We start from the raw sequence: 15,881 nt of genomic DNA, 5'->3' as shown, positions 1-15,881 counted from the left end.
GGAACAGTAAAAAGTTGCAATAGAACATCGATGATTGCAATAGAAATGAAAAAAAGAGACAAGAACCGTAATAGATTCTTGTCTCAATATGTCATTTTTTGAAACAAATGGTTTATTTAACAATTGGGTTAAACATCACTTGGTTACGCCCTTCATTTTTAGCCATATGCAACATATCATCTGCATCTTTAAAGACTTTACGTTGTGATTTGTAATCGTCTGCGGTTAAATAACCGATACCGATAGATACAGAGAGTTTGATGACTTCTTTATTCGGCAAGTGGAATGTTGATTGTTCCACGCCTGCACGAATACTTTCAGCCAGTTTCACACTTTGGTCAAGTGAATAACCAAGCAGTACTACTGAGAATTCTTCGCCGCCGTTTCTGAATATTTTCATGTTCGGTGGCACATAGTTGATTAATAGTTGTGAGATTTGTTTTAAGACTGCATCTCCTGAACGGTGCGTAAAGGCATCGTTTACATCTTTGAAGCCGTCGATATCAATTAAAAGTAAACCTAAACTTGTATTTTTATCATCTGCTTTGTCTGTCATTTTATTTAAATGACGATCAAATTCTTTTACATTGCCAAGTCCAGTTAAATAATCATAACGTTCTTCGTTTTCATATCGTTGGACAAGTGTAAAGAAACGCCAAATATCTACAAAGATAATGGAAGATGCGATAGTAACGATAAATGATATCGGAATTAAGTATATAATTTCTTGTAATGTATAGAAGTGCGTAATCATTGAAACGACACTTAAGATAACTAAACTTACGACGTTCAAGATTTGAAGTGACACAATATCATTTTGTTTGATAAAGGGTCCGATGATGCTTACAGCTAAGGCGATAATTAATAAAGCAATATTATATGCCAAAGGATCGCCGTAAACGAAAACATCTACGACAAAAATAATAGCTGCAGCCACCATAGTAAAGAAGACGTTTGTATAACGTCCTAAGAATAAGAGCGGCACAAATGTTAAATAAAGTAAATAATTATGAACTGGTATCGGATAGGCCGCAAGTAAAAGTGCGACGACAGTCATAAGAATCGTGACATAAGTTTGTGAAAACTTCATTTGTTTCGTTTCTGAATATTGCAGTCTATGAAAGAGATAGATACCTGCAACAGTCACCGAAGTATTGTAAATGATAGCTTCAATCATAATTGATCTGCTCCTTTGTATAACCACTTAGTTATTGTAAGTGAAAATATACATTTTGTCATCTGAAACATTGATAACTGTTATTATAATCTACTACAATAATCAATAATTCGTGTTAAAATAGATTATTGATATTGTATACATATGAGTATTGAAGGGAGGTTCCCTTGTCAAAAGGCAGATAACAGCGTGTTCTCTTTAAGTATGACATAGATTGAACAGTATTTTGGCAATGGATATAAAATGATAACACTTTTACTGATATTAGTTACCATGGCGGTAAGTGTGATTTTGACGCCGATTGTGATTAAAATATCCAAAAAGCTGGATATTATGGATAAGCCGAATTATCGAAAAGTGCACACGAAACCTGTTTCTGTACTAGGGGGAACGGTGATACTCTTTGCGTTTATTTTAGGAATTTGGATTGGTCATCCTATTGAACGTGAGATTATTCCTTTAATTCTTGGAACGATGATTATGTATTTTGTCGGTTTGATTGATGATGTGCATGACTTAAAACCGTTGTACAAACTTGCAGGCCAGATTTTAGCTGCACTAGTGGTAGTGTATCACGGTGTCACAATTGACTTCATTCAATTGCCGTTCGTTCCAGGCACGATTCAGTTCGGTATTTTAAGTATTCCGATTACTGTTTTTTGGATTATTGCGATTACCAATGCGATTAACTTAATCGATGGGCTAGATGGTTTAGCCGCAGGGGTTTCAACTATCGCATTTATGACGATTGGCTTTATTGCGATATTACAAGCGGATATTTTTATCATGATGATTTGTTCAGTCATGATTGGTTCGTTGCTCGGCTTTTTATTTTATAATTCACATCCCGCAAAGATTTTCTTAGGAGACAGCGGCTCACTACAACTCGGCTTTATTATCAGCTTTGTTTCTTTACTCGGGTTCAAGAATATTACTTTCTTCTCGTTACTGTTCCCGATGGTGATTTTAGCCGTACCGTTTATCGATACATTATTTGCGATGATCAGAAGAGCGAAAAAGGGACAACGTATTATGCAGCCGGATAAATCGCATTTACATCACAAGTTATTAAAACTTGGTTATACACACCGTCAAACCGTGTTTTTAATTTATTCGATTGCGATTATGTTCAGTATCTCAAGTGTTATTTTATACTTATCACAACCATGGGGCGTTGTGATGATGTTGATCCTAATTCTAGTCACGATTGAATTGATTGTAGAATTTACAGGATTAATTGATGACAATTATCGTCCGTTACTGAGTATGCTTGAGAAACGTGGCAGCAGACACGACAAAGAATAATATGTAAAATCACATAAAAATAACCGCTTGAGTTTCGTCTTGTGAAATTCAAGCGGTTTTTTTATATCTAATTTGTTTCAATATCGAAAGGCAGGCGCGTTACTTGTTCTTCATCTAATTCGAATGTACCTGCAGTAATTCGATTTAAAAAGTTGATAAAGTCTTCGTAATCATCTTCTAATACATCGATACGGTAACTCACTTTATCTGTATACATCGTATCTCTTAAAATGAAGTTTGTTGATTGCAGTTCGTATTCGAATTTACCTGTCTGTTCATAACTGATTGTAACTGTAGTGGGTATCGCATTACGTAATTCAACACGTCCGCCTTCTTTGATCGCATCACGAACGGCGCCACTGTACGCTCTGATTAAGCCGCCTGTACCAAGTTTGATGCCGCCGAAGTAACGTGTCACTACAGCTGCAGTATTATGTGTCTCAAGTTTTTTTAGAATTTCTAACATTGGTACGCCAGCTGTACCACTTGGTTCTCCATCGTCATTTGCTTTTTGAATCAACATACTATCGCCGATGGTATACGCTGAACAGTTATGTGTGGCATCGCGATGTTCTTTTTTAACTTCATCAATAAAAGCTTTTGCTTCATCTTCACTTTCTACTGGCTTAATATGAGCGATAAAACGTGACTTGTTAATCACATTTTCAATCACGTATTCTTGTTTAATCGTAATAATATGATTCTCCATTTTATGACATCCTTTAACTAGTTCCTATGACAATAGAATTGCTTGTCTTTGCTTCTATTATACATGCTCCGGATATTTTTTCTAAATGGAAAAATCAATTTTCTTTTTTAATAAAATAGGGTATGATTGACAATGAGTATATTTGAGGAGGAAAATCATGAAGATTGCTGTAATGACGGATTCTACAACATCATTAACACAAGCTTTATTAGATGAATATGATATTTCGGTTGTGCCATTAAGTGTGATATTTGAAAATGGAGATTCCTTTATTGAAAGAGAGGATATTCAACCAAGTGAATTATATCAGCGTATGCGTTCAGAAACGCAAATTCCGACAACAAGTCAGCCCGCTATTGGTAAAGTCGTAGAAGAATATGAGAAACTCAAAGATGAAGGATATACAGATGTTATCGGTTTATTCTTATCAGCAGGTATCAGTGGTACATACCAATCAGCAACACAAGCTGGCGAAATGGTCGAAGGCATTAACGTGCACACATTCGATTCAAAATTATCAGGTATGATTTTAGGCGGATATGTGGTTTATGCTGCTGAACGCGTAAGAGAAGGTGCATCTCCAGAAACAATCATCGATGAATTATTAGAGATGCGTGAACATACAGGGGCAGAAGTTGTTGTAGATGACTTAAAAAACTTACAAAAGAGCGGCCGTATTACAGGTGCACAAGCGTTTATCGGTACATTGTTAAAAATGAAACCTGTCTTAAAATTCGAGGATGGCGTGATTGTACCATTAGATAAAGTGCGTACGAAAAAACGTGCTGTCAAACGCATTGAAGACGGTGTGTTAGAAAAAGTTAAAGATTATGATGAGGTTACACTCTATGTCGTTAATGGTGATTCAAGAGAAGATGGCTTGAAACTTTATGAGAATTTGAAAAAACGTTGCCCTGATCATTATGTGATCAACTATTCGGATTTCAGTCCGGTTATCGCATCGCATTTAGGTGTCGGCAGTATCGCATTAGGTTTCACTAATAAACGTATTCCATCTTTAGAAAATCGTCCAGAGGACTATGTAGAACAATAATAAATTTAAATACAATTTTTCGGGCAAATGAAGTCCACTGTCTCAGACAGTGACTTGATTTGTCTTTTTTTATTTAGGAGGGATTATCCTGACAACAATTAAGCGTTATGGAAAGTTAGTCAGAAGTACGAAACATCTGACTGATGAAACGATTATCTATCAAGGACCAGGTGTGATACAAAATGACAAAGGAAAATGGTATTGTCAGCAATGTGGAACACCTCATCAAGACGAGTATTATACGTATCATTCAAAAATTCACGATCAACCGATAACTTATTGTCGAAGTTGTTTATCACTCGGTCGTATGGATAGCTTTAAGCCAATATATATTACCAAAACTGCACATCAAATTAGTTCAGGAGAATATCATTTGGACTTTGAACTGTCTGAACAACAAGCCTATGCTTCCTCACATATTATTCGAGCGATTCAACAGCAGGAAAATTTATTACTATATGCGGTAACAGGTGCAGGAAAAACAGAAATGATGTTTGCGGGAATTCAACATGCCAGACAACAAGGTATGAATGTGGCGATTGTATCACCGCGTGTCGATGTGGTCATTGAAATCAGCAAGCGTATTATCGAATCGTTTAAAGGTGAACATATAGACGTCTTGTACCAAGGACAAAGCCAGACGTATCAAGGTCATTTTGTCATTGCGACGGTGCATCAATTATATCGCTTTAAACAACACTTTGATGTGATATATATTGATGAGGTTGATGCATTTCCGCTTGCGATGGATCCTTTATTGATGCAGACACTCATTCAAGCTTCAGCTTTTGCTTATAGTCATATTTATATGACAGCTACGCCTTCCTCACGTTTATTAAAACAATTCAAAAAAGAGAATATCATTACTTTACCAGCGCGTTATCATCGTAAACCGCTTCCCGTCCCCAAATTCCACTACTTCAAATTCAAACCGAAACGCATGCAACGCTATTTACTTGAACTTCTTCGAAAACAACTTGAAAACCAACGCGTCACTTTAGTCTTCTTTAATCAAATTGAAGCGATGGAACAAGCCTTGGCACACTATCAAAAATATTTCAAAGACTTGGTGGCAGTTCATAGTGAAGATGCCTTGCGTTTTGAGAAAGTAGAAACTTTAAGAGCAGGTAAACATCCGATTATCTTCACGACCACGATTTTAGAACGGGGTTTCACGATGGCACATTTAGATGTCATTGTCATCGACAGCCAAAGTTTCCAAACTGCAGCTTTAGTTCAAATTGCAGGACGTACAGGACGTAAAATACAAGATACCAGCGGCTTAGTGTTGTTTTTGCATAATGGGGTCACCTTATCTATGGTGCAAGCCAAACGCCAAATTAAACAAATGAATCAATTAGGGTTACAAAAGGGGTGGTTGGATGCCGAAATGTAAACTATGCTTAACTCCATTTTCGGAACCTTTAACTGCCGCAAATTTTTATAAATCACCTCAAATTCTGTGTGAACATTGTCGACAGGCATTTGAAGCATGTCGTCTAGAAAAAGTGAAACGCTGTCCGCGTTGTTTAAAACCGTTAGACGAAAGTGAAGAAGCTTGTTTAGATTGTCAGTTTTTAGTTCGCAAATTCAACTTAATGCATCAACTTCATTGTGATTACCGTTATACAGGGAAAGTACGCGAGACGATTCATCAATATAAAATTGCTGGAGATACGGCATTATGTGAAGTCATCGCAAACCTTATTCGATTGCCGAAGCAACAGTATGACTATATCATTCCAATTCCTTCACCAATCGCAAGGGATCAACAAAGAACATTTAATCCAGTAGAAATGGTTTTAGCTGCAAAAGGGGTTAAGTATCATCTGATACTGCAAACAGACGTTAGACCGAAACAATCCACTTTGAATAAAGCGATGCGTGCCAAAGCTCCCAATCCATTTTATATTAATCCTGCATTTCAAGATGTAGATTTACAAAATAAGCGCATTTTACTCGTAGATGATATTTATACAACAGGGCTAACGGCCCATCATGCGATTGAAGCTTTATTTATCAGAAAAGTTGGAAAAATAGATGTATTTGCTTTTGCTAGATAGTTGAAACATGTTATTATAAAGGTGAGCATTACCAATCAAAACATATATAGAGGTTAAAGGAGTCGATCACTATGATTAGATTTGAAATTCATGGAGACAACCTCACTATTACAGACGCAATTCGTAATTACATTGAGGACAAAGTTGGTAAACTAGAACGTTACTTTACAAATGTGCCGAACGTTGATGCACATGTTAAAGTAAAAACTTACGCCAATTCAAGCACTAAAATTGAAGTGACAATTCCGCTTAAAGACGTGACACTTCGTGCAGAAGAAAGAAACGACGATTTATATGCGGGCATTGATTTAATCACTAACAAATTAGAACGTCAAGTGCGTAAGTACAAAACACGCGTTAATCGTAAAAAACGTAAAGAGAATGAGAAAGAACCATTCCCATCAATCCCAGCAGCTACACCAGAAACTGCTGATCAAGATAACAATGATGAAATCGAAATCATTCGTTCTAAACAATTCAGCTTAAAACCGATGGATTCTGAAGAAGCCGTATTACAAATGGACTTATTAGGTCATGACTTCTTCATCTTTACAGACCGTGATACAGATGGTACAAGCATCGTTTATCGCAGAAAAGATGGAAAATACGGTTTAATTGAAACAGTTGAAAATTAATAATTAATGTCTCATGAGAGGCTCGCAGCTGTGAGGTTGCGAGTCTCTTTTTTAATGACTACTAATTTCAAAGATTAAGTTTGTATTAATAAGATTGTATTTGATTGATTTCAGTAAGTTGAACGTGTCAAAATATAGAGGATATGTTTGAAACGTGTAATGCACCAACAACACAAATAGAAACTTTGGATTAAGTGAAGAAAATCATAAACACTGATACTTATAAATAAAGAGTTATCAACTATTAGATTGAGTATATAAGTGTAACTTTTACGATATAAATGGTAAGATGAATTGTTGTAAGCCAAACAGTTTTTATACCAAAGGAGCGAACAGAATGGGTTTTTTATCAAAAATTGTTGACGGCAATAAGAGAGAAATTAAACGCCTAGGTAAGCAAGCGGACAAAGTACTCGCATTAGAAGAGGAAATGTCGATTCTTACTGATGAAGAAATTAGAAATAAAACACAAGAACTTAAAGAACGAGTTCAAGCTGAAGAAGATGTAGTTAAACAAGATAAAATATTAGACGAAATCCTTCCTGAAGCCTTTGCTTTAGTAAGAGAAGGGGCTAAACGTGTGTTCAATATGTCACCTTACCGTGTCCAAGTCATGGGCGGTATTGCGATTCATAACGGTGATATTTCAGAAATGAGAACCGGTGAAGGTAAAACGTTGACAGCGACAATGCCGACGTATTTGAACGCTTTAGCAGGTCGCGGTGTACACGTTATTACAGTCAACGAATATTTAGCAAGTGTACAAAGTGAAGAAATGGCTGAGTTATATAACTTCTTAGGTTTATCTGTAGGATTAAACTTAAACAGTTTATCAACAGAGGAGAAACGCCAAGCCTATAATGAAGATATCACGTACAGTACTAACAACGAACTTGGTTTCGATTACTTACGTGACAACATGGTGAATTATGCAGAAGAACGTGTTATGCGTCCGCTTCACTTCGCCATCATTGATGAGGTCGACTCTATCTTAATCGACGAAGCACGTACACCTTTAATTATTTCTGGTGAAGCAGAAAAATCAACATCACTTTACACACAAGCGAACGTATTCGCGAAAATGTTGAAAGCTGAAGATGATTATAACTATGATGAGAAAACAAAATCTGTTCAATTAACAGATCAAGGTGCAGATAAAGCTGAACGTATGTTTAAACTGGATAACTTATATGATTTAAACAACGTAGATATTATTACACATATCAATACAGCATTACGTGCCAACTATACACTACAACGTGATGTCGACTACATGGTGACAGATGGTGAAGTATTAATCGTTGACCAATTTACAGGTCGTACAATGCCAGGTCGTCGTTTCTCAGAAGGGTTGCACCAAGCGATTGAAGCAAAAGAAGGCGTGCAAATCCAAAATGAATCTAAGACAATGGCATCGATTACGTTCCAAAACTTCTTCCGTATGTACAACAAATTATCTGGTATGACAGGTACAGCGAAAACTGAGGAAGAAGAGTTCCGTAATATCTATAACATGACAGTTACGCAAATTCCGACGAACCGCCCTGTACAACGTATCGACAAACCTGATTTAATTTATATCAGTCAAAAAGGTAAATTCGACGCGGTGGTTGAAGATGTTGTAGAAAAACATAAAAAAGGTCAACCGATTCTTTTAGGTACAGTAGCGGTTGAAACCAGTGAATATATTTCTAAGTTATTGAAAAAACGCGGCGTACGTCATGACGTCTTAAACGCGAAAAACCATGAGCGTGAAGCAGAAATCGTTTCTACTGCAGGTCAAAAAGGTGCTGTAACGATTGCGACAAACATGGCCGGTCGTGGTACAGATATCAAACTTGGCGAAGGTGTCGAAGAACTGGGCGGTTTAGCAGTTATCGGTACAGAACGTCATGAATCACGTCGTATCGATGACCAATTACGTGGTCGTTCTGGTCGTCAAGGTGACAGAGGTGAAAGTCGTTTCTACTTATCACTTCAAGACGAATTAATGGTACGTTTCGGTTCAGAACGTCTTCAAAATATGATGGGCCGTTTAGGTATGGATGATTCTACACCGATTGAATCTAAAATGGTTTCTCGTGCTGTAGAGTCTGCACAAAAACGTGTAGAAGGTAATAACTTCGATGCGCGTAAACGTATTCTTGAATATGACGAAGTATTACGTAAGCAACGTGAAATTATTTACGGTGAACGTAACAGCATTATCGATAATGAAGAAAGTTCTGATCTTGTAAAAACAATGATGCGTTCAACACTAGATCGCGCCATCGGTTATTATGTAAATGATGACTTAGATGAAGTAGATTACGATCCGTTCATTAATTATGTAGAAGATGTCTTCTTACATGAAGGTGAATTAGATATCTCTGAAATCAAAGGTAAAGATAGAGAAGATATCTTTGATACAGTATGGGAAAAAGTTGAAGCTGCTTATGAAAAACAAAAAGCTAATATTCCTGAGCAATTTAATGAGTTCGAACGTATGATTTTATTACGTTCTATCGATAGTCGTTGGACAGACCATATCGATACGATGGACCAATTACGTCAAGGTATTCATTTACGCTCATACGGACAACAAAACCCACTTCGTGATTATCAAAATGAAGGACATCAACTTTTCGATAATATGATGATGAATATCGAAGAAGATGTCAGCAAATATATCCTTAAGTCTGTCATCACAGTAGAAGATGATGTGGAACGTGATAAAGCAAAGGAGTATAAAGGGCAGCATGTCTCAGCTGAAGACGGTAAAGAGAAAGTCAAAGCGAAACCGATTGTGAAAGGCGACCAAGTCGGCCGTAACGATCCCTGCCCATGCGGAAGCGGCAAGAAATACAAAAACTGCTGTGGCAAATAGTATGCATTTCTAAGAACCATTGCGTATTGTAAGGAAGAAAATTTGGTCTTCCTTACAGGCAGTCGGTTCTTTTTTCATACAAGCATATCTCTAAGTTATGCTAAAATAGGAAAAGTATAGAACAAACTAATCAATCAATGTACAGGAGAGAAAAAAGATGGAACTATCTGAAATTAAGCGTAATATCGCGAACTATAGTGAAAAATTAGAACAACTTAGGGGGTCTCTTTGACTTAGAAGAAAAAGAGACAAACATCCAAGAATATGAAGAAATGATGACAGAACCGACATTCTGGGATGATCAAAATAAAGCGCAAGAAATTATTGATAAAAATAATGCGTTAAAGTCAGTAGTGCAAGGCTATCGTGATTTAGAAGCAGAAATCGAAGATATGAACGCGACGCACGAATTACTGCAAGAAGAATATGATGAAGATTTAAAAGCAGACTTAGAAGAAGAAACTGTAAACTTTAAAAGTAAATTGGACGAATTTGAATTACAGTTATTATTAAATGGACCTTATGATGATAACAATGCAATCTTAGAATTGCATCCAGGTGCTGGCGGTACAGAATCACAAGACTGGGCGAGCATGTTGCTTCGTATGTATCAACGCTATGCTGAAGATAAAAACTTTAAAGTAGAAGTAGCAGATTATTTACCTGGTGATGAAGCGGGCGTTAAAAGTGTGACATTGTTAATCAAAGGTCATAATGCGTATGGCTATTTAAAAGCTGAAAAAGGTGTGCATCGTTTAGTACGTATTTCGCCGTTCGACTCATCAGGCAGACGTCATACGTCATTCGTCTCTTGTGATGTCATCCCTGAATTCAATAATAATGAAATCGAAATCGATATTAACCCGGATGATATTACAGTCGATACATTCAGAGCATCAGGTGCCGGTGGTCAGCACATCAACAAAACAGAGTCTGCCATCCGTATTACCCACCATCCAACAGGTATTGTGGTAAATAACCAAAATGAACGTTCACAAATTAAGAACCGTGAAGCGGCTATGAAAATGTTGAAATCTAAATTGTATCAATTGAAATTAGAAGAACAAGAAAAAGAAATGGCTGAAATCCGAGGCGAACAAAAAGACATCGGCTGGGGCAGTCAGATTCGTTCTTATGTTTTCCATCCATATTCAATGGTGAAAGATCACCGTACGAATGAAGAAACAGGTAACGTTAACGCAGTAATGGATGGAGAAATAGGACCATTCATTGAAGCGTACTTACGTACACAAATGGATAACCGTGACGCGTAATGTCACAGATCAAGACCAGAGTATAATATACTTTGGTCTTTTATTTTTTATCAAACAAAAAACATTATTGATAAAAGTAAATTTAGATGTTAAATGCATGAGTTAATATTACTGTTATGTTACAAAGAATCCTATTAAAAAGGTTAATAAGCGTACTAGTGCCAATGATTTAGTTTAATTGACAGAAAGTTTCTTTGATTTAGAGATTAAACGATAGTATAACGTTTATATTACAACTCTATAACATTCCACCTAGAGCGGAAGGGTTGTGCTATATTGGATTTATCAATTAATGATTAAAAAATGACAGCAAAGGATGAAATAATAAATGAAGAAAGCTTTATTACTATCAGCATCATCATTAACTCTATTAACAGCATTGAATGGTGTTGCATCTGCAGAACAAACGCATGTAGTTAAAGAAGATGCTAAGTTAAGCGAAGTTGCAGCTTTGTTTGCCACTACTACTGATGAAATTAAATCACTTAATAAATTAAGCCAAGACGAAGTTAAAAAAGACACTGCTTTAGTATTACCTGACACAGACGTTGTAGAAGTTAAAGCAGGAGACACTTTAAAATCAATCGCAGCAGCACATAAAATCTCTTTAGATCAATTATACAAATTAAACCCAGGCGTGACACACATCATTTTACCTGGCGATATTTTAGCAGTTTCTGACAAAGGTGCAGCGCATTTAGAAGCGTTACATACTGGTAAAGCTGTACCACAAACAGAACAAAAATCTGGTCAAGCAACAGCAAACTATGATGCACCAGCACACACAACATCAGCTCCTGTAAACTACACTGCTGATGCAGCTTATAACACAAGCTACACTAGTTATGAAGCACCATCTTATAACTATTCACAATCATATAGTGCACCAACAACGTCTTATAGTGCACCTTCATATCAAACAAGTGCACCATCTTACTATTCAGGTGCAAACCTTTACACAGCAGGTCAATGTACTTCATACGCATTCGATCGTGCAGGCGGTAAAGTAGGTTCAACTTGGGGTAACGCAAATAACTGGGCAAACGCAGCGGCAGCAGCGGGACACACAGTAAACAATATTCCAGCAGCAGGTTCAATCATGCAATCTTCTGCAGGTGCTTACGGTCACGTAGCATATGTTGAAGGTGTTAACAGCGACGGTTCAGTTCGTGTATCTGAAATGAACTACGGCTATGGCCCAGGTGTCGTAACTTCACGTACGATTTCAGCTGGTCAAGCAAGCGGTTATAACTTCATTCACTAATTAAAAAATGATTTGCACTGTTCTCTATTGAGAGGATGGTGCTTTTTTTTATTGGTTCAAGTGAAATGTAAAGGTTAAGTAAATCGGAAATAAATGCTTTAAATTACAGAAAGAAAAATGGTAAAGTTAAAGCAACTTCAGACATTGTATGAAGGAAAACCACATACATTATTATAAAGTTCATAAATATAAACTCTTTATTCGTTATATTTCCGCTAGTAAAAGAAAAATGTTTTAATAAAATTGAAAGTAATCGTGATAAAGTGCTTGATATATATTCGTGTATGCGGGTATAATATTTGATTAAATAGATAAGGGGTGAGCTCAACGTGGGTGTACATCAATATTTTAAAAGATTATCTGATTTAGAAAAGCTGATACGCTTGCCTGGTAAATTCAAGTATTTTGAGCATAATGTAGCAGCACATTCATTTAAAGTAACGAAAATAGCGCAATACTTAGCCACAGTAGAAGAACATCATGGCAATGAAATTGATTGGAAAAGCTTATATGAAAAAGCTTTGAATCATGACTTTGCGGAAGTATTTACAGGGGATATTAAAACGCCTGTGAAATATGCCAGCCGTGATTTGAAGAAATTGTTCTCGCAAGTGGAAGAAGAGATGGTAGATAATTTTATTAGAGAAGAATTTCCGGAAGAATATCAAGATGTTTACAGAGAACGTCTGCAAGAAGGCAAAGATGATTCTTTAGAAGGTCAAATTTTGGCAGTAGCTGATAAAATCGACTTGTTATATGAAACATTTGGTGAAATTCAAAAGCGTAATCCAGACTCACTTTTCTTTGAAATTTATGAAATGTCTTTAGAAACTATTATGCAGTTTGATCACTTAGTGTCCGTTCAAGATTTTATCGAGAACGTCATCCCTGAAATGTTAACGGAAAACTTCATTCCACGTTCAGAGTTACGAGAATTAACAATGTCGATTTTAAATAAAAGAGACGGGTGACCGCTTATGCTTCTCATTTGGTATCTTTGTGCCTCATTTTTCCCATGTATACTTGTTGTACTATTTAGTGTAGTAACGAAAAATAAATGGGTCGGCGCAATTGTGACATTAATGCTGATCGGCGGTTCTATATATAAAGGATTCTTTCATAGTGAATGGATTATTTTTATAGATGTTGTATCTCTGCTGGCTGGTTTTGTGATTGTAGATCAATTGCGTCTTCATAAACAGCATGAAGATGATCGTTGAATAGAAATGAAACAGGTGCTTGTCTAAAAAAGACAAGTGCTTTTTGTTTGGGGAAAAAGAGTGGTTTTACGAACAGATGTTTGTATCTTTTTGACAGAATCTGTTACAATATATAGTGATGTAAAAAGTTTGAAATAGAGTAATTGAGAGTATAGAAAGACTAAATAGAACGATGAAATGAGATTTTGAGAAGTTGCGAATTAACCAGCTTAATTGCAATCTCAACATGAAGTATATGGTTGGGACAGACGACAAGTGTCTCAACCTATTTATATTTTAAAACTCATATTTTTCTATAGAAGTGTCAATAAAGGAGGATACCGAATTTTATGGAACATCATCCATTTAAAATTGTTTCTGAGTTTACCCCGCAAGGTGACCAACCAGCCGCTATCGAAAAAATTTCAAAGGGTATTAAAGAAGGTAAACGTCACCAAACGTTACTCGGAGCAACAGGTACAGGTAAGACCTTTACGATGAGTAATGTCATTCAACAAGCGGGCAAACCGACATTAGTATTAGCCCATAACAAGACCTTAGCTGGTCAATTATATAAAGAGTTCAAAGAATTTTTCCCGGAAAATAGAGTAGAGTACTTTGTCAGCTTCTATGATTATTATCAACCAGAAGCTTATGTGCCATCTACTGACACATTTATCGAAAAAGATGCGACAATCAATGATGAAATTGACCAATTACGTCACTCAGCAACAAGCTCACTCTTTGAGCGTGACGATGTCATTGTCGTTGCCAGTGTCAGCAGTATCTTCGGTTTAGGGGATCCTTCTGAATATAGCAGTTTAGTAGTTAACGTCCGTCAAGGAATGGAAATGGATCGCAGTCAATTTCTACGTGCATTAGTAGATATTCAATATTCAAGAAACGACATCGACTTTAAACGCGGGACATTCAGAGTTCGCGGTGATGTAGTAGAAGTCTTCCCGGCGTCTCGAGATGAAATGTGTATCCGTGTAGAATTCTTCGGTGATGAAATTGATCGTATCAGCGAAGTAAACTATTTAACAGGTGAAGTATTACGTGAAAGAGAACACTTCTCTATCTTCCCGGCATCCCACTTCGTAACTAGAGATGAAAAATTGGAATTAGCGATTCAACGTATCGAAAAAGAATTAGCAGATCGCTTAAAGTATTTAAGAGAGAATAATAAATTATTAGAAGCGCAACGCTTAGAACAACGTACGAACTATGACCTTGAAATGATGAGAGAGATGGGCTTTTGTTCAGGAATTGAGAACTATTCAGTCCACTTGAGTTTAAGAGATTATGGTTCAACACCGTATACGTTATTAGATTATTTCGGTGATGACTGGTTAATTATGATTGATGAATCTCACGTTACATTACCACAAGTCAGAGGGATGTATAACGGAGATAAAGCACGTAAACAAGTTTTAGTTGACCATGGTTTCAGACTTCCGAGTGCTTTGGATAACCGTCCATTAACATTCGAAGAGTTTGAGAAAAAAGCACATCAATTAGTTTATGTGACTGCGACACCTGGGCCTTATGAACTAGAACATTCAGATGAAGTTGTTGAGCAAATTATTCGACCAACGGGCTTATTAGACCCTAAAATAGATGTCCGTCCGACGAAGAATCAAATTGATGATTTATTAAGTGAAATTCAAGATAGAATTGATAAAAATGAACGTGTACTCATTACAACGTTAACGAAAAAGATGAGTGAAGATTTAACGACTTATATGAAAGAAGCGGGAATTAAAGTCAATTACCTGCATTCAGAAATAAAAACATTAGAACGAATTGAAATCATTCGTGACTTACGTATGGGTACGTATGATGCGGTTGTCGGTATTAACTTACTAAGAGAAGGTATTGATATCCCAGAAGTTTCTTTAGTTGTAATTTTAGATGCGGATAAAGAAGGTTTCTTACGTTCTAACCGTTCATTAATTCAAACCATCGGCCGTGCTGCGCGTAATGAGCATGGTGAAGTAATCATGTATGCGGATAAGATTACAGATTCTATGCAGTATGCGATTGATGAAACAGAACGTCGTCGTAAAATTCAACAAGCATACAACGAAGAACATGGTATTACACCGAAAACAATTCGTAAGAAAATCCATGACGTTATTAGTGCGACAGTGGAAACAGATGAAGAAAATGAAAAAGAACAAAAAGTCGTACCTAAGAAATTAACGAAAAAAGAACGTGAAAAAACAATTGAAAATATAGAAAAAGAAATGAAACAAGCAGCGAAAGACTTAGACTTTGAGCGAGCAACAGAGCTAAGAGACATGTTGTTTGAACTGAAAGCAGAAGGGTGAGG

General features: G+C 36.5%; 13 protein-coding genes. 11 read left to right on the top strand and 2 right to left on the bottom strand.

All coding sequences use genetic code 11. The annotated features are described in order from the left end of the window. Positions 1-112 precede the first annotated feature (112 nt). Entirely contained in the window at positions 113-1,177 is a 1,065-nt protein-coding gene (locus tag HMPREF2603_RS03045) for a GGDEF domain-containing protein GdpS (RefSeq protein WP_023015380.1), read from the bottom strand. 243 nt (positions 1,178-1,420) lie between these two features. Here HMPREF2603_RS03045 and HMPREF2603_RS03040 point away from each other — a divergent pair, with 243 nt between their 5' ends. Continuing rightward, positions 1,421-2,482 (top strand): glycosyltransferase family 4 protein, encoded by a 1,062-nt coding sequence (locus HMPREF2603_RS03040; protein ID WP_002481538.1) that lies wholly within the window; start codon positions 1,421-1,423, stop codon positions 2,480-2,482. 67 nt (positions 2,483-2,549) lie between these two features. On the opposite strand, the gene HMPREF2603_RS03035 is transcribed toward HMPREF2603_RS03040, so the two are convergent. Beyond that, entirely contained in the window at positions 2,550-3,191 is a 642-nt protein-coding gene (locus tag HMPREF2603_RS03035) for a YigZ family protein (RefSeq protein WP_002481539.1), read from the bottom strand. Positions 3,192-3,348: 157 nt separating this feature from the next. Between HMPREF2603_RS03035 and fakB1 the strand changes: the two genes are divergently transcribed. The 10 genes from fakB1 to uvrB all read left to right on the top strand — a co-directional run bounded on the left by fakB1 (position 3,349) and on the right by uvrB (position 15,879). Continuing rightward, on the top strand, positions 3,349-4,245 hold the full coding sequence (gene fakB1, locus HMPREF2603_RS03030; RefSeq protein WP_060804130.1) for a fatty acid kinase binding subunit FakB1: 897 nt from the start codon (positions 3,349-3,351) through the stop codon (positions 4,243-4,245). A gap of 88 nt (positions 4,246-4,333) precedes the next feature. Then, entirely contained in the window at positions 4,334-5,641 is a 1,308-nt protein-coding gene (locus tag HMPREF2603_RS03025; RefSeq protein WP_083297508.1) for a DEAD/DEAH box helicase family protein, read from the top strand. After that, positions 5,628-6,308: a ComF family protein gene (locus HMPREF2603_RS03020; protein ID WP_060804131.1), complete on the top strand. Its 681-nt coding sequence runs from the start codon at positions 5,628-5,630 to the stop codon at positions 6,306-6,308. The genes HMPREF2603_RS03025 and HMPREF2603_RS03020 overlap by 14 nt, the downstream gene beginning before the upstream one ends. Before the next feature lie 71 nt (positions 6,309-6,379). Further along, the gene (hpf, locus tag HMPREF2603_RS03015) at positions 6,380-6,943 is read left to right on the top strand and encodes a ribosome hibernation-promoting factor, HPF/YfiA family (protein ID WP_002481543.1); all 564 of its coding nucleotides are present in this window, start codon (positions 6,380-6,382) and stop codon (positions 6,941-6,943) included. A 337-nt stretch (positions 6,944-7,280) separates the two neighbouring features. Continuing rightward, the gene (gene secA / locus HMPREF2603_RS03010; protein ID WP_023015375.1) at positions 7,281-9,809 is read left to right on the top strand and encodes a preprotein translocase subunit SecA; all 2,529 of its coding nucleotides are present in this window, start codon (positions 7,281-7,283) and stop codon (positions 9,807-9,809) included. 157 nt (positions 9,810-9,966) lie between these two features. Continuing rightward, a protein-coding gene (prfB, locus tag HMPREF2603_RS03005) for a peptide chain release factor 2 (RefSeq protein ID WP_096754524.1) occupies positions 9,967-11,083 on the top strand; the annotation gives its coding sequence in 2 pieces (ribosomal slippage) (positions 9,967-10,038 and positions 10,040-11,083; 1,116 coding nt in all). A 328-nt stretch (positions 11,084-11,411) separates the two neighbouring features. After that, complete coding sequence (locus HMPREF2603_RS03000; protein WP_002481546.1) at positions 11,412-12,347, top strand: COG3942 and LysM peptidoglycan-binding domain-containing protein; 936 nt, start codon at positions 11,412-11,414, stop codon at positions 12,345-12,347. Between the two features lie 329 nt (positions 12,348-12,676). Continuing rightward, positions 12,677-13,318, top strand: a complete 642-nt coding sequence (locus tag HMPREF2603_RS02995) for a YfbR-like 5'-deoxynucleotidase (protein WP_002481547.1) — start codon at positions 12,677-12,679, stop codon at positions 13,316-13,318. 6 nt (positions 13,319-13,324) lie between these two features. Continuing rightward, positions 13,325-13,567, top strand: a complete 243-nt coding sequence (locus tag HMPREF2603_RS02990) for a CsbA family protein (RefSeq protein ID WP_023015372.1) — start codon at positions 13,325-13,327, stop codon at positions 13,565-13,567. 329 nt (positions 13,568-13,896) lie between these two features. Further along, positions 13,897-15,879 carry an excinuclease ABC subunit UvrB gene (gene uvrB / locus HMPREF2603_RS02985; protein ID WP_060804132.1) on the top strand — a complete coding sequence of 661 codons (1,983 nt, stop codon included), beginning with the start codon at positions 13,897-13,899 and terminating at the stop codon, positions 15,877-15,879. Positions 15,880-15,881 lie beyond the last annotated feature (2 nt).

It is taken from the genome of Staphylococcus sp. HMSC055C03, assembly GCF_001809385.1.
In the GTDB taxonomy this organism is placed as follows: Bacteria; Bacillota; Bacilli; order Staphylococcales; family Staphylococcaceae; genus Staphylococcus; species Staphylococcus simulans.
Note: the sequence above shows the minus strand (reverse complement) of the source record. Positions and strands in the feature narration are given on the sequence as shown.

Bases quoted from the DNA above. Each gene is read 5' to 3' on its own strand.
- HMPREF2603_RS03045 (WP_023015380.1), bottom strand. From the start codon at position 1,177: ATGATTGAAGCTATCATTTACAATACTTCGGTGACTGTTGCAGGTATC.
- HMPREF2603_RS03040 (WP_002481538.1), top strand. From the start codon at position 1,421: ATGATAACACTTTTACTGATATTAGTTACCATGGCGGTAAGTGTGATT.
- HMPREF2603_RS03035 (WP_002481539.1), bottom strand. From the start codon at position 3,191: ATGGAGAATCATATTATTACGATTAAACAAGAATACGTGATTGAAAAT.
- fakB1 (WP_060804130.1), top strand. From the start codon at position 3,349: ATGAAGATTGCTGTAATGACGGATTCTACAACATCATTAACACAAGCT.
- HMPREF2603_RS03020 (WP_060804131.1), top strand. From the start codon at position 5,628: ATGCCGAAATGTAAACTATGCTTAACTCCATTTTCGGAACCTTTAACT.
- hpf (WP_002481543.1), top strand. From the start codon at position 6,380: ATGATTAGATTTGAAATTCATGGAGACAACCTCACTATTACAGACGCA.
- secA (WP_023015375.1), top strand. From the start codon at position 7,281: ATGGGTTTTTTATCAAAAATTGTTGACGGCAATAAGAGAGAAATTAAA.
- HMPREF2603_RS03000 (WP_002481546.1), top strand. From the start codon at position 11,412: ATGAAGAAAGCTTTATTACTATCAGCATCATCATTAACTCTATTAACA.
- HMPREF2603_RS02990 (WP_023015372.1), top strand. From the start codon at position 13,325: ATGCTTCTCATTTGGTATCTTTGTGCCTCATTTTTCCCATGTATACTT.
- uvrB (WP_060804132.1), top strand. From the start codon at position 13,897: ATGGAACATCATCCATTTAAAATTGTTTCTGAGTTTACCCCGCAAGGT.